The organism is Paenibacillus azoreducens (genome assembly GCF_021654775.1).
Lineage (GTDB): Bacteria > Bacillota > Bacilli > Paenibacillales > Paenibacillaceae > Paenibacillus_AQ > Paenibacillus_AQ azoreducens.
This window is the reverse complement of record NZ_AP025343.1, coordinates 4,267,502-4,287,929: the sequence shown is the minus strand read 5'-3', so window position 1 is coordinate 4,287,929 and position 20,428 is coordinate 4,267,502. Positions and strand designations below refer to the sequence as shown.

17 protein-coding genes are annotated in these 20,428 nt (G+C 47.0%); 14 read left to right on the top strand and 3 right to left on the bottom strand.

Annotated features, from left to right (window positions below):
* The first annotated feature begins 3 nt into the window (after window positions 1–3).
* The 10 genes from L6442_RS18875 (at window position 4) to L6442_RS18830 (ending at window position 9,409) form a co-directional block, all read left to right on the top strand.
* The gene (locus L6442_RS18875) at window positions 4–570 is read left to right on the top strand and encodes a bifunctional transcriptional activator/DNA repair enzyme AdaA (protein WP_212976620.1); all 567 of its coding nucleotides are present in this window, start codon (window positions 4–6) and stop codon (window positions 568–570) included.
* 31 nt (window positions 571–601) lie between these two features.
* Entirely contained in the window at window positions 602–1,156 is a 555-nt protein-coding gene (locus L6442_RS18870; protein ID WP_212976857.1) for a methylated-DNA--[protein]-cysteine S-methyltransferase, read from the top strand.
* Window positions 1,149–1,862 carry a 2OG-Fe(II) oxygenase gene (locus L6442_RS18865; protein ID WP_212976619.1) on the top strand — a complete coding sequence of 238 codons (714 nt, stop codon included), beginning with the start codon at window positions 1,149–1,151 and terminating at the stop codon, window positions 1,860–1,862. Before L6442_RS18870 ends, L6442_RS18865 begins: the two co-directional genes overlap by 8 nt.
* Window positions 1,863–1,905: 43 nt before the next feature.
* A complete protein-coding gene (locus L6442_RS18860; protein WP_212976618.1) occupies window positions 1,906–2,724 on the top strand; it encodes an SPL family radical SAM protein in 819 nt (272 codons plus the stop codon).
* 46 nt (window positions 2,725–2,770) lie between these two features.
* A complete protein-coding gene (locus L6442_RS18855; protein ID WP_212976617.1) occupies window positions 2,771–3,388 on the top strand; it encodes a DNA-3-methyladenine glycosylase family protein in 618 nt (205 codons plus the stop codon).
* Window positions 3,389–3,436: 48 nt separating this feature from the next.
* A complete protein-coding gene (locus tag L6442_RS18850) occupies window positions 3,437–4,120 on the top strand; it encodes a DNA alkylation repair protein (protein WP_212976616.1) in 684 nt (227 codons plus the stop codon).
* 337 nt (window positions 4,121–4,457) lie between these two features.
* Window positions 4,458–6,272, top strand: a complete 1,815-nt coding sequence (locus tag L6442_RS18845) for an LTA synthase family protein (protein ID WP_212976615.1) — start codon at window positions 4,458–4,460, stop codon at window positions 6,270–6,272.
* 122 nt (window positions 6,273–6,394) lie between these two features.
* Window positions 6,395–6,928 carry a sigma-70 family RNA polymerase sigma factor gene (locus L6442_RS18840; protein WP_212976614.1) on the top strand — a complete coding sequence of 178 codons (534 nt, stop codon included), beginning with the start codon at window positions 6,395–6,397 and terminating at the stop codon, window positions 6,926–6,928.
* The gene (locus tag L6442_RS18835) at window positions 6,925–8,070 is read left to right on the top strand and encodes a DUF4179 domain-containing protein (RefSeq protein ID WP_212976613.1); all 1,146 of its coding nucleotides are present in this window, start codon (window positions 6,925–6,927) and stop codon (window positions 8,068–8,070) included. Before L6442_RS18840 ends, L6442_RS18835 begins: the two co-directional genes overlap by 4 nt.
* A 97-nt stretch (window positions 8,071–8,167) precedes the next feature.
* Window positions 8,168–9,409, top strand: coding sequence for a stalk domain-containing protein (locus L6442_RS18830; protein ID WP_212976612.1), 1,242 nt, complete (start codon window positions 8,168–8,170; stop codon window positions 9,407–9,409).
* Between the two features lie 49 nt (window positions 9,410–9,458).
* Here the strand turns inward: L6442_RS18830 and cls are convergent, their stop codons facing one another.
* Together cls and L6442_RS18820 are read right to left on the bottom strand one after the other, a co-directional pair.
* Complete coding sequence (gene cls, locus L6442_RS18825) at window positions 9,459–10,907, bottom strand: cardiolipin synthase (protein ID WP_194235314.1); 1,449 nt, start codon at window positions 10,905–10,907, stop codon at window positions 9,459–9,461.
* A gap of 38 nt (window positions 10,908–10,945) precedes the next feature.
* Window positions 10,946–11,860, bottom strand: a complete 915-nt coding sequence (locus L6442_RS18820; protein WP_212976611.1) for a LysR family transcriptional regulator — start codon at window positions 11,858–11,860, stop codon at window positions 10,946–10,948.
* Between the two features lie 191 nt (window positions 11,861–12,051).
* Here L6442_RS18820 and L6442_RS18815 point away from each other — a divergent pair, with 191 nt between their 5' ends.
* The 3 genes from L6442_RS18815 to L6442_RS18805 all read left to right on the top strand — a co-directional run bounded on the left by L6442_RS18815 (window position 12,052) and on the right by L6442_RS18805 (window position 15,573).
* Window positions 12,052–12,807: an SDR family NAD(P)-dependent oxidoreductase gene (locus tag L6442_RS18815; RefSeq protein ID WP_212976610.1), complete on the top strand. Its 756-nt coding sequence runs from the start codon at window positions 12,052–12,054 to the stop codon at window positions 12,805–12,807.
* 131 nt (window positions 12,808–12,938) lie between these two features.
* Entirely contained in the window at window positions 12,939–13,682 is a 744-nt protein-coding gene (locus L6442_RS18810; RefSeq protein WP_212976609.1) for an SDR family NAD(P)-dependent oxidoreductase, read from the top strand.
* Window positions 13,683–14,775: 1,093 nt separating this feature from the next.
* Entirely contained in the window at window positions 14,776–15,573 is a 798-nt protein-coding gene (locus tag L6442_RS18805; RefSeq protein ID WP_212976856.1) for an arylamine N-acetyltransferase family protein, read from the top strand.
* 191 nt (window positions 15,574–15,764) lie between these two features.
* Here the strand turns inward: L6442_RS18805 and L6442_RS18800 are convergent, their stop codons facing one another.
* Window positions 15,765–17,399, bottom strand: a complete 1,635-nt coding sequence (locus tag L6442_RS18800) for a pyridoxal phosphate-dependent decarboxylase family protein (RefSeq protein ID WP_212976608.1) — start codon at window positions 17,397–17,399, stop codon at window positions 15,765–15,767.
* Between the two features lie 501 nt (window positions 17,400–17,900).
* On the opposite strand from L6442_RS18800, the gene L6442_RS18795 reads away from it, so the two are divergent.
* Window positions 17,901–20,294, top strand: a complete 2,394-nt coding sequence (locus L6442_RS18795; RefSeq protein ID WP_237099985.1) for an Ig-like domain-containing protein — start codon at window positions 17,901–17,903, stop codon at window positions 20,292–20,294.
* Window positions 20,295–20,428: the final 134 nt, after the last annotated feature.

The window sequence follows — 20,428 nt, the reverse complement described above, 5'->3', positions numbered from 1 at the left end:
CCTATGAGGCATGTAGACGAGAGCGAACCGCTGACGGAGGAAAAGTGGGAGGCGATCATCGGCAATGACGAGTCCTATGACTTCAAATTTTTTTATGCGGTGAAATCTACCGGGATATTTTGCAGGCCTTCCTGTAAATCCAAGCCCCCCAACCGGGGGAATGTACGGATATTTATGAACGCCGAACGGGCGATCAGGGAAGGGTTCCGCCCATGCAAACGCTGCAAGCCAACGGGAGAACGTCTGCCTGACCATGAGTGGATTGAAGTGATTACACGGTATATGGACCACAACTTCGCCGAACCGTTAAGCCTTCATTTGCTTGCCGAAATCGGCCATGGAAGCCCATATCATTTGCACCGGACTTTCAAGAAAATCATGGGCATGACGCCGCTTGAATATTTGCAGCGGATTCGGTTGGACCACGCCAAGGCATTGCTGAAGCAACCCGATCTTTCGATCGCCGCGATCGGAAAACGGGTCGGATTGCCTAACACCTCCTATTTCATCTCGTTATTCAAACAGAATTTCGGGTATACCCCGTCCGATTACAGGCGGCAAATAATGTAAAATCAGGATTGAGCCATGGAGGTTTTTTATGATGAAACATGATCAGAAGCAAACGATTTATTGGTCCGTGCTTGAATTTGAAGACTGGAACCTGCATCTAGCTGCGACGGCAAACGGACTTTGTTATGTGGGTTCGGCCAACAAGCCGTATGAAGAGATGGAAGAGTGGGTCCGCAAGCATTTTAAAGCCTTTAACTTGTTAAGGGATGATAAGGCGTTAATGCCCTACAAAGAGGAATTGGCGGCTTTTCTGGCCGGAAAGCTTGTCCGTTTTTCGATGCCATGCGATTTGCTGGGGACGGCATTTCAACAGTCGGTGTGGGAAGCGCTTTGTAAAATCCCATACGGAGAAACATGCACTTACTCCGACATCGCGGATTTGATTGGCAAACCTGCCGCGGTTCGGGCGGTTGGTACAGCCATCGGCGCCAACCCGGTCCTGATGTCGGTGCCTTGTCACCGCGTCATTGGCAAAAACGGGACTTTAACCGGCTTCCGCGGCGGGCTCGACATGAAAACAAGACTGCTGGCGTTGGAGAAAAACGCGGTAGTTTCCTTGACGCAAGAGGCTGGCCGCCATGTCTAAAGGTTTGCCTGAGCGAATCGTTGGCATGGATTGGTCTGCTGTACAACGAAGTTTGGATGAGCAGGGATTCGCCGTTTTTCCACCGATATTGGATACGGAGGAATGTGATGCTCTGATCGCGTCTTATGATGCGGACGATTTGTATAGAAAAACCATCGACATGAAGAGGTACCGGTTTGGAATCGGGGAGTACAAATATTTCCATTCCCCGCTTCCCGAGGTTTTGCAGCAGCTCAGGGCGGCTTTTTATCCACAGCTGGCCGCGGCTGCGAACCGCTGGATGGAGCGGCTTGGCAAGGAAGCTTCTTATCCGGCCTCGCTGCCCGAGTTTCTGGATAAATGCCATCAGGCAGGGCAGAACCGTTCAACGCCGCTGATTCTGAAATACGAAGCCGGCGGATATAATTGTCTTCATCAGGATTTGTATGGAGAGGTGTTTTTTCCGTTTCAAGTGCTCCTAACATTAAACCAGAAGGAAACAGATTACGAAGGCGGCGAGTTTTTGCTGGTAGAACAGCGCCCGCGCGCACAAAGCCGTGGACATGTAATCCGGCCGGAGCGAGGCGGCGGCGTTATTTTTCCGACAAGCTTCCGGCCTGTTCAAGGCATGAGGGGATATTACCGGACTACGCTGCGCCATGGGGTAGGAACCGTTACGGCGGGCACAAGATACAGTTTGGGCATCATTTTTCATGATGCAAACTGAGCTAGGAGTTATGATCGTTCAAGATCAAAAGAGGAGGGGCTGCATGGTCTATACGCCTGAATACAAAACACCCAAATCGATGCTGAATAAAGGTACAGGTTTTCTGTCCGGATACACGCATTCGCTAAATCCCTATGCAGGCTGCTCATTTGGCTGCTCTTATTGCTATGTGCGGCAGATGCCGGTGTCAACCTTTCGCGGCAAACCTTGGGGTACTTGGGTGGATATAAAACAAGGCGCGGCCGATGTGTTTCGCAAGGAACTTCGCAAAGCCAAGAGCAAAGGTCCTGTGACGATTTTCATGTCTTCCAGTACGGACCCGTACCAACCGGAAGAAGCCAAAGCCTGCGTCACCCGTTCTCTTCTTGAAGTCATGACGGAAGATCCGCCGGATTTTCTGCTCGTCCAAACAAGAAGTCCCCTTTTAAAAAGGGATATCGATCTGCTGCTCCGGTTGGGGGAGCGGGTGAGAGTCAGCATGACGGTGGAAACGGACCGTGAGGACATTCGCCTGCGTTTTACGCCAGGAACGCCTCCGATTGAAGCCAGGCTTCGGACTTTAAAACAGCTGAAGGAAGCCGGCATACCGGCTCAAGCCACGATTGCCCCGGTACTTCCAAGCTCGGAAGAGTTCCCGGTTAAGCTGCGTCCGCTGGTTAACCGCATCTGCATTGACGATTATTTTATGGGGGATGGCAGCGGAGGCAAACGCACGCGAAGTTTAGGGGTTGAGCGGATTTATCAGGAACTCGGCCTTGAGGAGTGGTACAGCCGGGAGGCATACCGCATGGTTTATGAACGATTTATCCGGGTTTTTGCGGAAAGTGACGTGTATATCAGCCAAAAAGGTTTTGAACCTTAACATTTTACGTTCAGATTAATCAAGGAAGAAAGGCGGAGCAGGGGAAATGCCGCTCATCGAAACCTCGTTTTTTAAGTATGGCAAGACAGAAACGGATGCGCTGAAACAAGCGGACCCTGTCCTTGGCGATGCCATTTCAAGGTTAGGGAAGGTGGAGCGCGAAACGATGCCGGACCTGTTCCATGCATTGATTTATGCGGTTGTCGGCCAGCTGATTTCGGTCAAAACCGCAGAATCGATTTGGCAGCGGATGCAACACCATTTTAAAAGCATGGATCCCGTTACAATTGCCGGACATTTCCCGGAGCAAATTCAAGCCTGCGGATTGACCCGGAAAAAAGCCGAATGTATTCACCGGATCGCCGCCAAAATCTCTTCCGGGGAACTAGATTTGAGTGAGCTTCATCATCTGCCTGATCAGGAAGTTATCCGCAGGTTGACCGCGCTGGACGGCATTGGCCAATGGACCGCCGAAATGCTGCTGCTCCATGCCCTGGAACGGCCGGATGTGGTGAGCTTTGGAGATGTTGCGATCCGTCGGGGAATGATGAAACTGTATGGACTGGACAGCATGACGAAAAAAGAGTTTGACGGGTACAGGGAACGCTATTCTCCCTACGGTTCCGTCGCATCCATCTATCTATGGAAAATATCGTTTGAATAAGAATGTTTATTGCTGATTTGCAGCAGATATTAGGAAGGAGTTTATAAAGTGACGACAACCATTCGGGAGGAATTGCTGGAGCTTGCAGAAGAAGATTATCAGAAATTCTCGGCGTCATTGATCCCGGGGGTTACCAATCTGCTCGGCGTACGGATCCCGGAGCTTCGGAAATTGGCCAAGAGAATCGCCAAAGAAGACTGGCGCGCTTATCTAGAGCAGGCGGAATGTGATTATTTTGAAGAAATCATGCTCCAAGGCATGTTGATTGAATATATTAAAGCAGACGTGAATGAGAAGCTAGGGTTGGTGGCTGCATTTATTCCGAAGATTGATAACTGGTCCGTATGCGACAGTTTTTGCACAGGTTTGAAATTCGCCAAAACCCATCAGGAGCTGGTGTGGGAATTTCTGCAGCCCTATTTGCAATCCGACAAGGAATATGAAATCCGGTTTGGCGTAGTCATGCTGCTTGATTATTATGCGAATGAAACCTATATTGAACGTGTGCTGCATATTCTGGACAACATCCGGCATGATGCCTATTATGTCAGAATGGCTGTAGCCTGGGCGTTATCGATCTGCTACGTAAAACAACCTATTCCGACCATGGCCTATTTGCAGCATAGCTCTGTCGATGATTTTACGTATAATAAGGCGCTGCAAAAAATAACGGAATCTTTGCGAGTCGATGCCGAAACCAAGAGACTAATCCGCAGTATGAAGCGGAAATAGGGTTTGGCTTATCAATTTAGGTTGGCAAATCATAGAATTATAGTTAGCAAATATACACTTCTGGACATTAGGATGACGGCCTCAGCGGAACTGAAGGCGCATCCTTTTTTTTTGTGATTTTAGAATTTATGAGTTTTTTGGGGTTCCCGCAAAGTGGCTGGAAGCAAATATCAAAAAGTATGGACTCCACTTTGCTTTGTGGTTATTTTTGTTATATCCCGGAATTAAAGGATTTCACATGTTATTATAAATAGATATGGTAACTTCGAAGATTTTAATCTATTTTTAAGATTACTGTCGTATACTATTCGCCTAGAAAAGATGGGAGAGGATATTTGTGTTTCAGTATTTCAAGCCATCGAAGCGGCTGGGAGCAGCGCTGCTCTCATTCCTCCTCGGCGGCTTTGTGTTGAATTTCATCATGCAGGCAGCTTCGCTGAATATGGATTTCGGCAGCGTTTTTGCCTGGATCTCGCAATATTGCTGGCTATATATTTCCGGTAGTTTGTTTTTCTTTTTTATTTTGCTCGTATTTGCGGCGGTTATTCCGAATATGTATTCGGGCGCGCTGATTGCGTTTTTGGTTTGTTCGATTCTGGCGTTAGCCAACTACAAAAAACTGGGGACAACCGGAGAACCGCTTTTTCCTTGGGATTTGATGCAGATTAAAAATGCCAAAGAAATGAGTAAAATCACCAAAGGGATGATATCGCCGATTGCGGTGGTTGCGGTCATCGTTCTGATTGCGGCGCTGATCTACTTGATCTGCAAGCTGCCCAAAATCAAAGTTCAACTGCCGCTGCGTTTAACGCTAGTGGTCGTTTCTATCATGATGATTGCCGGTTTCATCCAAATGGTTGGCGGACAGCATGTGCTGGCCACTTCGATGAAATATCAAAGCATTCCTTGGAACCAGAAGGTGAATTATTCGCAAAACGGATTTGTGTATGCTTTTACAGGCAATCTGAATCAGAATTTGATGGACAAGCCGGATGGGTACAGTGAGGAAGCGATCGCTGAAATTGCCCAAAAATACAGCGGTCTGCCGGATACGCCAAGCGGAAAGGCCCCAGCTGAACAACCAAATATAATGTATTTGATGGACGAGGCTTTTTTCGATCCGACCCGAATGCCGACGTATACGTTCAGTCAAGATCCATTGCAGTTCATCCATCGGGTGCAGAATACGACGCCATCCGGATTTATGCTGTCACCTGAATTTGGCGGGAATACGGCCAATATTGAATTCGAAGCTTTAACAGGATTATCGATGTATTTTCTGAAAGACGGCTCGATTCCGTATCAGCAGCGGATCGTCAAAATGCCGTCACTGCCGTCGATTGTCAGCATCCTCAAAGAAAAAGGATATGAGGCCAAAGCGCTCCACCCGTTTGACGATACCTTTTATAACCGCAACCGGGTGTACCCGATTCTTGGCTTTGACCAGTTTACAAGCGAAAAGGATATGCAGAATGCCGATCGTTTCACGCCAAACGGATACATCTCGGATATGTTTGCCGTGCAGGAAGCCGTTAGCGAGCTGAAAAAAGCGGACAAACCAACATTCCTTCATTTGGTAACCATGCAAAACCATTTTCCGTTTACCAAAGGATTGAATGGCGAGAATACCATTACGGTGGGCGGCGTAAAGCAGGAATATAAAGATGAACTTGAAACGTACGTGCATGATACCAAATTGACCGACGATGCGCTTGCATATCTAAGCAAGGAAATCAAGAACATCAAGCGGCCGACCATCGTCGTATTTTGGGGAGATCACCTGCCGGCATTGTCCGAAGGGATTTACACGCAAACGGGCTGGAACGATAACCCAAGATTAAAGCACGAAACGAAGCTGCTCTACATGGCGAATTTCGATATCGGCAAACAATCAGTGGGAACGCTGAGCCCTGCATTTATCGGACCGACTGTTTTTCAGTTAAGCGGACAGAATATGCCGCCTTATTACAGATTGCTTGAAAAAGTCAAATCGGAAATTCCTGGGCTTAACAAACAGGTTCTGATTGGTTCTTCGGGCGTCATCTCAGGACTGAATCCGGAGCAGCAAGAACTGGTTAACGATTACAGAATGGTAGAGTATGATCTGTTGGAAGGCAAACAATACTCGGTGAATCTGCTTTTTAATTCATGATTATTAAAACCCGTCTAAATGGCGGGTTTTTTGCTATGCATACAAATTTTGAGAATTTGGGCAACCGCACTTCGTATTTCCCCATCTAATGGTTAAAAGCAGAGAGAGGAGACGTGCTTTGATTGAGCAGCATACAAACCGTGCAGGAGGCCAGAAGCGGCTCGCGCGAAGCTTTTATTTGCCTGATCCATGAAAACGAGCAGATGATGTATGCAATAGCCAAAGGATTTTTTAAGTCGGATGAAGACGCGGCTGATGCGATCCAAGAGACCATCCTTAAAGCCTATAAAGGAATAACCAAACTGAGGGAACCGGCGTATTTTCGAACCTGGCTCATCCGGATTCTCATTAACGAATGCAGGCAATTGATCAGGCAAAAGGGCAAAGTGATTCCGCTGAAGCACATCGTTGAGAGGGCGGACCCATCCAATCGCATAGAAGCTGCGTCGCAGCTTGAACTTTATGATTTTCTATGCGGTCTGGACTTCGAACATAAGGAGGTTGTCATGTTGTATTATTTGGAGGATTTTCCCGTAAAAGATATAGCGCAAACATTGGGGATTTCGGAATCCGCAGTCAAATCGAGGCTGCACCGGGCAAGGGCAAAATTAGCCGTATTGTTCAAAGAAACGGAAGGGGAGGCGGAGCAGCAATGAAGCGAGCGGTCCTGGACGAGCGGATTAAAGCGAATATGGAAAATAGCCTGCATCCCATTCCGGATGTGGTAAGGCGGCGCATCGATGACACATTGAACCGGCTGCCTCATGATCCAACACATGAACGAAGGGATAGATTACGCATGGGCAAAGCGGCTGCCGGATTCGTGGCGTGTTTGCTGTTGGCTTTTTCCATCATAGCTCTTTCCAAAAGCACCTTTGCCGACGCCATCAAGCCATGGGTGCATTCCATTTTCTCATGGATGGGAGATCGGGGGCTTGCTTCAGGCAAAAACGATTCAGGGGGGACCGTGCTGCCTGTGCTGGCTCAAAAAGAAGATCAAGGTTATATTTTAAAGATTCATGAGACCAGATTCGATGGAATGAGACTTTCCTTGAGTTACAGCCTTGAGAAAAAAGATAATGTAATGTCCAAGGATGTCCATGTCATTCCGGATTTCAAACTGGACGCGACCATCAAACAATTGGATCCCGCAGTCTTGAAATCGGATTCCGGAGGTGTGCTGAATCAGGGCAAAGCGGGAATCGTCAACTATTTCTTTCAGGGTAAACTTCCGGAAAAATTCAAGCTTCTAGTTCATGTTCCTGCGCTTGGAGTGATGGACACGAGTACAGATGCAGCGGGGCAGCAAACGGTACAGGGGAACTGGGATTTTGCCGTTGATATCCAACAAACCGGAAACGGCGTTGCAAGCGAAATATATCAAGAGAGCGCAGCCCGCGATTTTCAGCAAGTCCGGTTTAACGTGGTTCAAGCCCGTTTTTCGGATACTGCTTCCGAATGGAAGCTTCACTGGGAAATACCGCAGAGCATGATTGCGGCTAACCAGAAAGCTGAAAAGACCTTTTACGGCATCAAATATTTGATCAAAGCGGAAGGGCAACCCCTTAACATCGTGACCTCCGTGGACTCCAGCCGGATCAAAGACCGCAAGCTCCCTGAAGACCAGTGGAGTCAACTGAAAGATGTGCGCTTATATGCCGAACCGATTCCGAAAGAAGCCAAGAAGGTTATCATTGTGCCTGTCCTTATGAAATTTCCGGTGCATCCCGAGGATGGGGATTATACCGAACAAGAGCTGGATCAGCTGGCGGTGGAGGTGGAGGTCAATAGAAACTAGGGGAGTTCAAAAGTAGAAATGGCATCCGGACTAGTGATATAGTAAATCTAGTAATCTATGAGTTGAAATATTGCTAGTTTTACAAGGAGAGCTAACTATGAAAATAATAGGAAAAATTATTTTGAGTTCCGCGATCCTCGCCGGATCATTTGCCGCCATTCCGTCAGCGGAAGCCGCTTCGGGCAAAGTCGGCATCATGCTTGATGGCTACCCGCTGGCTTTTCCGGTGCAGCCGACCGTCATGAAAGGAACGACCATGGTGCCTTTCCGCGCCATTTCAGAGGCGCTGGGGATTGCCGTGGTATGGAATCCGAAGGAGCAGACGATCACGGCGACCAAAGCAAGCAACGGAGAAACCAAGAAGGTGGTACTCACCATCGGCAGTAAAAATGCCCTGGTCGACGGAAAGTCCGTCCCACTCGCCAACGCACCGCAAACGATCCAAAACAGCACGATGATCCCGCTCAGCTTCTTCAGCCAGCAGTTTGGGGCAGAGGTAGCATGGGATCAACCGACACAAACCGTATCGATCACCTCGCCGCAAAAAGAAATGTACACGATGGGTTTTTATGCGCTTTCTTCCTTTGATGAGCGGGCATATATCCCTTCGTTTAATTCCGTTGCTTTTGGCTGGAGCCGGATTGATGCGAACGGGCAATTCACGGTTGAAGGCAAGGAATACAAATGGCCGCAGGCAGCGGGCGACATCACGCCTGAATCGATTATTCAGGATGCGGCCCAGCAGGGGACGGCGCCATACCTGATGGTCTACTCGGTTGATTCCAACCATGAGCTCACGAAAAATTTGGAAGATCCTGCACTGCAGGCAAATACGATTTCGCAAATCGTGAAGACCGCATCCGAAAAAGGATTCAAAGGCATTGCGCTCGATCTTGAAGGACTGGGTCTCACCGGGGACAAAAACAAAGTGAAATCGGATTACAACGGATTTATCAAAAATCTTTCAGGCAAAGCCCATCAGGCAGGGCTTAAGTTGACTGTAGTTCTGCATCCGCTGAACAGCTCTTATTCCGGATACGATTACAAAACATTGGCGAATTTGGCCGATGACCTGGTCATTATGGCATATGCATTCGAACAGGAAAAAGGGCCTGAGCCGCTGAACAAAGTGGATGAAGCCATCCGTTTAGCGCTTAACGAAACAAGCAAGGACAAGCTGATCTTGGGAATTTCGCTAGGAAGCGAGAAGGATACAACGGTAAATTCCAAAATCGGCCTGGCCAAACGATATGATCTCAAAGGCGTTGCGTTTTGGCGTTTGGGGCTCTTCGGCAAGCCGGCCTGGTCGCAGATCAATCAGTCGCTTGAAATGAAATAAGGTGCACGCAAAAAGAAGCTGTCCACGGTAGGACAGCTTCTAAAATTCATTATAAAATCGGCGAAAGCAGACGGGAAACGGACTCCTTGAGTCGAATCCATCTCGGACGCTGTTCGTATTCATGCAGCGTGAGCTGCCTGGAAACACGCAAATCCTCATCGAACACTTCGGTCAGCTTTTTCGCAATTCGTTCATCATACAAAAAGGCGTTAACCTCAAAATTCAGCTTGAAACTACGGAAATCGATATTGGCCGTTCCTACCGACGAGATTTCCTCATCGATCACGATCGTTTTGGCATGTATAAATCCATTATTGTACAGATACACGGTAGCCCCGGTTTTCAGGAGCTGGCCAATGTATGAATACGTTGCCCAGTATACAAAGATATGATCCGGTTTATCGGGAATCATGATTTTCACCTCGACGCCGGACAAGGCGGCAATCCGCAGCGCATCGAGCAAACTTGCATCCGGGATAAAGTAAGGCGTCTGAATATAAATTGATTTTTTGGCTGACGATATCATTTTGATATATCCGTTTTTGATATGTTCGAACTCGCTATCCGGGCCGCTGGTTACGATCTGCATCCCAATTTTTCCTGCATGCTCCACGCGGGGGAATAAATTGGGGGTATATGTAATGGAATGATGATGCGACGCTTGGTTCCAATCCAAAATAAACCGGATCTGCATAGCATATACGGCCGAACCGGTGATCCTGAGGTGGGTGTCCCGCCAATATCCAAAACTTGAGTTGAGCCCCAGATATTCATCACCTACGTTAAATCCGCCGACATAACCGATATCACCGTCAATAATAACAAGCTTGCGGTGATTACGGTAATTAAGCCGCAAATTGATGAGCCGCAGCCGCGAAGGGAAAAAAGCCTCGGCTAATCCGCCGGCAGCGCGGAATTCGCGGAAAAATCTTTTTGTCAATGTTTTGGAACCAAGCTGATCATATAATACTCTGACTTTGACGCCTTCTTTTGCTTTTTGCGTGAGAATGCCAATCAGTTTTTTGCCCAAGGCATCATTCCGAATGATGTAGTATTGGACATGAATATAATTTTTTGCTTCTGCAATGTCTTTGAACAGCCGGTCGAATTTTTCCTGTCCGTCTGTAATGATATCGACCGCATTTTCCTCCGTAAAAATAGAATGGTTGTTATTCAGATGCATGTAAATCAAATCGCGGTTTTTGCGTGCCGATTCGTTGCGGAATTGATAGTTTCCATTCTGCATCTGCTCGAGCTGCTCCAGCAAAGTCTCCTCGACGCCAATTTTTTTGAGGTCCCCCCAATGAAACAGACGCACATGCCGGAAGTTCTGGGCGAACAGCAGGTACAGCAAAAAGCCGGCAATCGGAATAAAAGATAGAACCAGCAGCCAGGCCCAGGTTGTACCGGCGTCCCTGCGTTCTTTAAACACAACGAATAATGCAAATATAAAGTTAAGGAATAGAATTAATCCTAGAATAAGGGACGAAAAATTCATTGCTACAAGCTCCTCCTCGGCTTTGCTTCCAATCTAGATTACATCATTTGCCGCAATTCGGATATATCATGTTTCAATCGTTCGAGAAAATGGCGGGAAATGGTCGATGGCGTACGGTCTTTTCGCTGGATCACTCCCAAATATACCGGGCTTTGCTGCGGAAGATCCAAATCCAGGATTATGGTATCGTCTTCCGGAAATAAAGGCTCCGTGATGAAGGAATAATTGAGTCCCAGCGTTACCGCCAAATAATTCATGCAGGCACGGCTGATTAAAGCCCGATTATTGGTCGTGTAGACAATGTCGGCATTTCCGTACTTTTTCTGAAACTCATCCATAAACCACTTTACATAATCATCATTATACAGGACAACCGGTTGCTGGATAAGCTCCGCCGGCGTAATTACCTTTTTAAAGGCGAGCGGGGAGCGGAGGCTTGTAGCCGCCACCATCTTTACTTTTAACAGGCGCTCGAATTCCAGGTCCATATGCTCAATCAAACGGTTTTTAAATAGAATGATAATGCCAAGGTCGCTTTTATCATTCAAAATATCATCGATGATGTCCTGCGATCCTTGCTCGGCGATTTCGACTTTAACCTGCGGATGTTGTTTTTTAAAATCAAGCACGGCTTGCTCCAAGAGAAACACGGGACCAGGGATGGTGGCTACCCTCAATCTTCCCTCAACCGTTTCGGAATAACCTAACGCTGCTTCTTTTAACTCATTGTACTTTTGCAGCAGCTCAATAGCTTTATTAATGATGACTTCTCCTTCGGGGGTAGGGATAGCGCCTGTTCTCGACCGCTTGAGAAGCGTAACTCCCCATTCTTCCTCCAGGCTTGAAATGGATTGGCTGATTGCCGAGATGGTCACATGAAGATTTTGGGCAGCTTTAGACAAGGAGCCTGTTTTGGCAGCTTCAACTAAATACTCCAATCTTTCGATATTCATGATGATCCGCCTCCTTGGTTTAAGTTGTTCTTAAATCAAATTAAAAATAATTAAATTTTTTTTAATTAATTTCGATGATACCATAGAAGTAAAGTTTGGGGGTACCTTTGAACTAAAGCTGGAGCACTGCATGCCCCTTAGTTATTGATTATGATCTGCCACAAAGCAATGGATGGAAAGGAAGAGGTCGCATGAGATTGGAAGGTAAAGTCGCACTTATTACAGGCGCGGGAGCAGGCATCGGAAAAACAACGGCAATTCGATTCGCGCAAGAAGGCGCCAAAGTCATCGTTACGGATATCAGCTTGGAAAGCGTAAGCCAGACGGCGGCGGAAATCGAAAAGGCGGGCGGTACGGCCCTGGCATTCAAACATGATGTAAGCAACGAAGACCAATGGAAGAGTATCGTTGAGGAGTCATTAAATCAATTCGGTGCTATCGATGTGTTGTTCAATAACGCCGGTATTTACTTTATTAAACCGATTGCGGAGATTGGCTTGGATGAGTGGAACCGGATGATTTCGATCAATGTGACGGGCGTTTTCCTGGGCTTGAAGCATGTCCTACCGGTGATGGCCAAACAAAAAAGCGGTTCGGTTATTAACGCTTCCTCTATTGCCGGTCTGATTGGAGCGTCGGGACATTTGGCGTATGGAGCAACTAAAGGCGCGGTACGGACGATGACCAAAGATGCGGCGATTGAATACGCCTCTGCCAATGTTCGGGTCAATTCCATCCATCCGGCATATATCAACACCGCCATGGGTGATTATGCGGCACAAATGAGCCAGATGTCCGAGGCAGAGCTCGGGAAACGCGTGGCTCCAATGGGAAGGTTCGGTACCGTCGAAGAAGTATCCAATCTGGTTTTGTTCCTGGCTTCCGACGAGTCGTCTTATTCTACAGGCTCCGAATTTATCATCGACGGCGGCGCCACGGCAAACTGATAGAACAATATATAACATGCCTAATATTAAACCACCATAAAAACAATCGAGGTTGAAGCGAACAGTACAAACCACTTTTTTAAAATTATTCGAAATGTTTAATGCAATTTGTGTACGGGGAGAGAGAAAAGATGAGATTTGAAAATAAAGTAGCAATCGTAACGGGCGGTGCAAGCGGAATCGGTGAATCCACTGTTAGACTGTTTGCGGCGGAAGGTGCAAAGGTCGTCATTGCGGATTTTGCGGATCGCGGACAAGCTGTTGCGGATGAACTGAACCAGCAAGGATTCGATGCGTTATTCGTCAAAACCGATGTAACGAAGGAGCAGGATGTCATTCGCTTGGTTGAGCAAACCGTGGAGAAATACGGAAAATTGGACATTTTGTTTGCGAACGCGGGCATTGCGCAGGATGCGCCTGCGGATCAACTGTCATACGAAAGCTGGCAGCGGACGATCGACATTAATCTGTCCGGAGTTTTCCTTTGCGATAAATATGCGATCAAGCAAATGCTGGCGCAAGGGGCTGGCGGCGTGATCGTGAACTGCGGCTCCATTCACAGCCATGTCGGCAAATCGAGAGTCACCGCTTATGCGTCCGCCAAAGGCGGCGTGAAACTGCTGACCCAAAGCTTGAGCGCTGACTATGCTTCCCAAGGAATACGCATTAACGCCGTTTGCCCAGGTTACATCGATACGCCGCTAATTCAGGGCCGAACCGAAGCGTTGAACAATCATCTGATCGGGCTTCATCCAATGGGGCGCTTGGGCAAACCGGAGGAAGTTGCGAAAGCCGTCCTGTTCCTTGCCAGCGACGACGCATCGTTCATCACCGGCACAAGCCTGCTTGTGGATGGCGGATATACTGCTGTCTAGATGGCGGATATACTGCTGTCTAATTGGGGGAATCCGAAGGGGCAGCAGAACAAGGTGCCTAGCAGCAGGTGTGGTAAAAGCCTGCAAAAATCAGGGTGTCGAGAATGTCCAGCGGACTTTTCGGCACCCTATTTTTTATATGGGGGAAGCAGGGAAGCATATCTTTTAAAATAAAAATCGATTTAAAATGCTCTGAGCACCCCACTTGAGAGACCCGCGAGGCAATTTAAACCCCGTGAAATGAAAGGGGGGGAGGTCTCGACAGCCTGAAAAATGCAGGCTTTTTCGGCTCAAATACTCGATATCAATCCAATATGAAATGGATTCAGGGCGCAAGCTTTTGCAGACAGTTGATCATGTGAAAAGGAAAAATGTTGCGAAAGTGCATCCTTTTCAGGCCTTTTATAGCGTGAAATGTAAAATTGTTGCGAAAGTACATCCATTTGACTATGAATCGCCTGTCTCTGCCTAAAAGCCGGGGAAAAGATGCACTTTTGCAAGCTTTCTAGCCATAGTTGCCTGGAACGCTAAAATAAATGCACTTTTGCAACTTTTCAGATGGAACAGCCCGTCATTTTTGTATGGAGGATTTTACTAAAATCCAAAAAACGAATTCAAGAATCCATTTCATAATGCCACTGTTCAAATACCCGTAATATTATTCATTAAGCAGGAATTCACTGATTGCGCAAGCATCGAGCGTGAAGAGGATGTTCTTTTGCAGGAATTCATTGAATGCGCAAGCATCGAGCGTGAAGAGGATGTTCTTTTGCAGGAGTTCATTGAATGCACCAGCATCGAGCGTAGAGAGGATGCACTTTGAATCAATTGCATTCCTATCGTTCAAACCACGCTCAAGACCACGTGCCAACGCCCCTGAAGAACGTCGAGATTTTTTTCTATTGGCGGATGGCTACCGAGGGAAAATCGTAGTTAGCCGCTATCAGCAATTTTCGCATAGATCTGCTATTTCCAATAAATCTATTGATCTATGAAAACGCTTTTTTTGCTGCGGCAGGGAGGAGGTGGACGCTCCGATATGGAAGACTACAGAAGAAGAATTGATATCGATGAAGGTGAGGTACATCGTCCCATGAATTCATTCCATTCGCAAATCTCGCAGCGCGCTGCCGCTTATCTGGAGCGGATCGGGTATACCGGAGCGATCGACCGCTCTGCGTCCACACTGGCAAGCCTTCAAGAACATCATATTTATGCTGTGCCGTATGAAAACCTGGATATCTTGCAGGGGATACCGCTGTCCCTGGAGTTGGATGATTTGTACGATAAAATCGTGCTGCGCCGCCGCGGCGGATATTGCTTTGAACTGAATGCATTGTTCGGCTGGTTGCTTGAGGAGCTTGGTTTTCAGGTTACCCGCTATTTCGCGAGGTTTTGGCGTGACGAACCAAATCCGCCGCCGATGCGCAGACATCATGTTTTACGGGTAAAGGCGGAAGGGCAGTCCTATATTTGCGATGTCGGCGTTGGAGGCATTGTGCCGGCTCGGCCCTTGCTGCTAGTAGAGGGTCTTGAACAACAGCTGGGCGGGGAATGTTACCGACTGGAGCTCGACCCGTTTTACGGCTGGATGTTGAGTGAACGAAAGCATGGGGAGTGGAGCCGGATTTATTCCTTTACCGAGGAACCGCAGCTGCCGCAGGATTATGAGATGGCCTCCTATTGGTGTCAGCATGCTCCTGACTCGATCTTTACGCAGACGGCGATGGTATTTATCCGTACTCTGGAGGGGCGGAATACGGTGGCGGGAGATGAATTCAGAATTTTTACATCAGCGGGGGCGCAAACATTTGTTCCACGCTCTCCGGATGAATACCACAAGGCATTGCAGACCTATTTTGGCATAACCCTTCCGTTTTCCGGTGAATAAATAAAACTGCACCCCAATTTGTTAGGCGTAACTAACAATTGGGGTGTATTTCGTAAGGGACAATGTGTTAAGATGCTTCAATCAGCCGCTAAATTGCGGGCCACCGATCCGGAAATTCATAGAGCGCGCAATTCTACCCAGGGATTTGGAGAACCATCTGGATTTCCAATTGCGAAATTATTAAGAGTTTATCAGCGGATTGGTTTTTCCAAGAGGCGATTCTCGATTACAATTTCTCCTGATAGTACTTTCGTTTCAAATTCGTAAATACACGAGGCTAATTTACTTATAATCTCTCCGGTTTTATCCTCGGAAAATAAATGCATCGGATATAGTAGAAAAGCTATTCTCGTTCGATCCTCTGGAGTCACTTTAAATTCTGGCACAATACTAATTAATGGAATTTCCCGTCCTTTATTCGTTTCGTTCCAACAATATTGAATGAATGTTTTGGCAATTTCGTTCGGATCAAAATCGGAGGAATATGATTGAATCCGGTTAAATGAAATCGTAAAAACAATTTCCCAGCCGAGTGAAGCAGTAATAACAGACACGCCGCTTAGATTTTCTAATTCTTTTTTAAACAATGAACTTAATGTATGTAGTCGGACCAAATATTCTTGATAGCCTGTTTTCCCTAAACGATTCATTGCGACCCAGGCAGCGGCGATGCCGGTAGCTGGCCGAGAGTTTTCAATAGTATATCGATAGGCGCGAAAATTGCCAAATTCATAGTCATTTTCTCCGTAAGTATATGAACCATCATTCAAGAGATTAAAACATTCATCTGTTTTTGAAACAAAAAAGCTTGTTGAATACGGACATAAACCATTTTTATGCATATCGACACCAAATGAATCAAAATGAGAGACGCCTTCCAATTTTTGTGCCACTCGCTTAATTTTGAAGCGGATTTCAGGATTTTCAACCCGTTGTTCCCATTCTTCTTCACTTAAACCCATAAAATTAAACCACAACCAACCGATAACGCTATCCAGATGAAAATATGGGAAATACGTTTGGTTCGTTTCTTTAAAAACCTGCTTTACACATTGATAAACTTCATTTGTATCATCACAAGCGAAATTAATTGTGGTTCCGCCGCAACAAACAATGGCTGCGATACGCTTACCTTTGGCTAATTGATCGTGAATAACCTGTTTTAGTTTATCTACGTCCATTCGCCAATCTTCTTTTGTTCCAATACGAATGCATTGATTCGCCCCTAATCCAAGTATTGAACATACATGTTCAACGCAATAATGCGCCCCCTCATTTGTTAAAACAACGAGATCCTTTGGAATGCCTTCACGTCTTGACTCAGGAACGATTTTTGAAATGGCTGATTTAATGGCATAAAATAGGGTTAATTTACCGCCATTACAGGAAATTCCATGCGATTGATCCCAGCCTACTAAACGACCAATGGCCCTTGCTATACGTTGTTCGAATAATATGGTTTTGCCGCCAAAGGTATCCATTAGACTATTTGAATTGTATAATTGCGTCATTGTTGTTGCAGCCACTGTATCCAGTAAGGGGGATGGAAGCATATTAAAGAGAGCATATGGTGATTGTGGTCGCATGCTTCCATCAAACATTTCAGATAAACTTGCAAACACCCCCTCTGTATTTACTCCGGTTTCAGGCATATAACTCTTTTCCAACTCTTTTTTATAAAGAAATGTCTCTGAAGGGAATTTAGGGTTAAGATGATTGTTGGCTTTTAGCTGCTTTTGAAGGAGGGCAGTCTTGTTTAATAACGTTTCTAAATTATCTTCTTGGGAATGTAGAAATTCCTCTTCTACAATGGCTTTTTTATTCATGTCTAATTCTCCTTATTATTTTAAAAATAGGAATCTCCGTCAATGGGGACGCCTTTTATATCCCGAACCAATAGCTCCAGGCCGCACCACATGGGGAAAGCGGTTACAATCCTGGAGTTGGATACTTGGATACCGGCTTGGATTTCTCCGATGATGGCGTAACTCCCGGCTCTGCAAATATAGGAGTAGTGTGCAAGGGAATTACTAGTAGAATGGAGTATACGCCTGCTGTATGGGAAAGAAGTTTTGTCTGTTTGTTATAATATACTTGTTTTGTATAATATTGTATAGAATAGTAGCAGTGTTTGCAATCATTAGCTTCACTTTCGTGTGGGGCGGACGTGATTTTTTCCTGCTTACGGTTCTAACATGAAATTCGTCGCAATATGAAAAAGTAAGCGCTTTATTCCTACGACAAGCTTCTGCATTCAACGCATTTTGCCTGTTCCAGTTATCATGTCAAAGGTCTTTCACGTGAGATGAAGGGAAGTGAAGGGACTTATGGCAATAAAACAAGGGAAGGTTAGGAACCGGACCCGAAAGAGGATGACAGGTTATGTATGGCTGAATCGTTTGGTTTTGTCTTTTGTTCTGGTATTTGTGCTTGTTTCGCCTTTGCCTGCTGCGGCTTCCCCGCAAATTACGATCAACCCTCCGGATACGAGCGAACCGCTTGAAGCGGGGATGCTGCATTTGACCGGATCGTACGCAGGAGTTTATGACGTCCAAATTGTGGTTAACGGCGATTCGCTGACAGACGCCCATATGGAAGGCATAACTGCCGGTACTTGGTACGCAGACATTGATTTATCGATGTATGATGGTCAGGTCGAACTGGTTGCAAGGGGGCAGGATGCGGTTACCCGTTACAATGCATGGTCATCTTTTATACAAATCGAAGTGAACCATCCTGCTGCAAATGTACCGGAAGTGCGGGTGATCAGTCCTGCGGAGCAGGAGGTACTGCAAGGGCAGGTAACGGTGCAAGTAGGAGCATCAGGTAAAAACGGTATCAGCCATGTTCAGGTTAGAATTAATGGTGGGAAGTGGCAGGATGCCGATCCAACCGCCTCAGGTTATTTGCTGCGCTGGAATATGGGTCCATTTTCAGGGCAGATCATCAGTCTGGAGGCGAAAGCCGAGGATGTGAATGGAAATGTCGGATACAGCCAAACCGTGTATGTCAAGGCTGGGATATCAACGGATGTGGGGAATCATGGAAGCGATGCCACTGGAACGTATGATGGGATTAGGGACGGAAATGGCCAAATAGAAGACGACAACAGGGGCGTTATGGAAGAAGATGCAGTTTCAACGATGAAACATGAGGTACGTCCGCAAGACAGAGCGATGTGGATTTGGGAAAATGATTCTTATCCCTTGATCCTGAATCCCGGTTCAAGAACGGTGCTGGATGCCATGTCATCAGATACTGACACTTTCGGCCAAGACCCAATCCGCACATGGTATTTGGCGGTGGGGAAATACAATGGCATCCGGATGCTCGAAGATATACGGGCTGAGGTTCGTGATTTTATCCGTTGGGCCCATGACCGCGGTTATCAGGTGCAAGCGTTAATTGCGGGCGGAACAATTCCGCCGTATTTCGGAGCGTATGAACGATACCGGAAACAGGCCGTTGCCGAATTCGAACAGATTTTAAACTATAACCTATCCTCCAAAGAACGCGAACGTTTTGATGGGGTCAATATGGATACCGAGCCATACAGTTTGCCTGATTTTAAAAACGCCAAGCCTTCCGTCCAGATTCAATATCTTGATATGCTAAAGAATCTAATGGAACGCAAGCAAGCCTCCGGACTTTCGCTTCAGGTCGGGGCGGCGATTCCCCGCTGGTTTGATACCTCTGCGGACGCGACCGATATTTTATGGAACGGTTCCATAAAACCTCTCTCGGAACATGTGCAGGATACGCTCGATTACATTTCCATTATGGATTACCGCGATCAGGCTGACGGAAGCGTCGGAATCATTGACCAGGCGAAGGGCGAAATGGAGTATGCGAATAAAATAGGAAAGCCATATTCGGTTATTCTTGGCGTTGAAACAAAAGATATAGCGGATGGAGGCGATCCTGAGAGCATTACCTTCCACGAAGAGGGACGGCTGTACATGGAAGCGGAGCTAGATAAAGTGTACGCCGCATTTGACGGCAACCCCGCCTTCGGGGGAATTGCGATCCACCACTATGAATCCATCCGCAACCTTCCGCCTGTTTGGGGACCGGAAGCGGTCTTCTGGCAAGGGCCGCCGGACAACGAGCCGCCGACTGCGGTGACGGCTGATCCGCAGGCGAACGTATTCGATTACCAGCGGATTGATATCACATATGGTCCCGCTGCGGACAATAGGGCTGTTGAAGAATACCGTATTTATCGTGGAACCGAACCGGATTTTGCACCCGATGAAACGCATCTTGCCGGAATTTCCAAAGGATTAAGCTTCCGGGATATGGGGCTGCTGCCGGATACGAGCTATGTTTATAAAGTTGCGGCCGTCGATACCTCCGGGAATGAGGGACCCCCGAGCAATCCCGTCAAGGCTCATACAGAGCCCACGTCGCTTAAGCCGATGATCGTATCGAAGATGAATCTTGGTTTTGACGGCTCCAAAGCCACGGTTACGCTCCATGTCGCCGATCTGAAGACCGGAGCGGGAATCGCCGCCAGTGTATCCGGACGTTTCACGTTCATGGCCGGCAAATATGTAAACGGCACAGCTGCAGCCGCCGGATCCTTTACTGCCAGCTCCGAAGCGGTTTCCGCCCCGTCCGGGGAGATCGGCTTTGCTGCAAGACGGATTACGGCTGACGGGTATTATTGGGCGCAGGCCTATGATGCGACCGATTCATCGTCCATTCGCTGGGGAGATTGAAATCGTTTTATAAATTCATTTGCGATTTTCGAATTTTTTTTTGGGAAGCTCCAAACTTTTTCATGCTCCTCTTGCGTCCTAGTCCATGAGTGTGGTCAAAAGGCACTTATCTAGAAAAGCTTGGAGGATAAAAG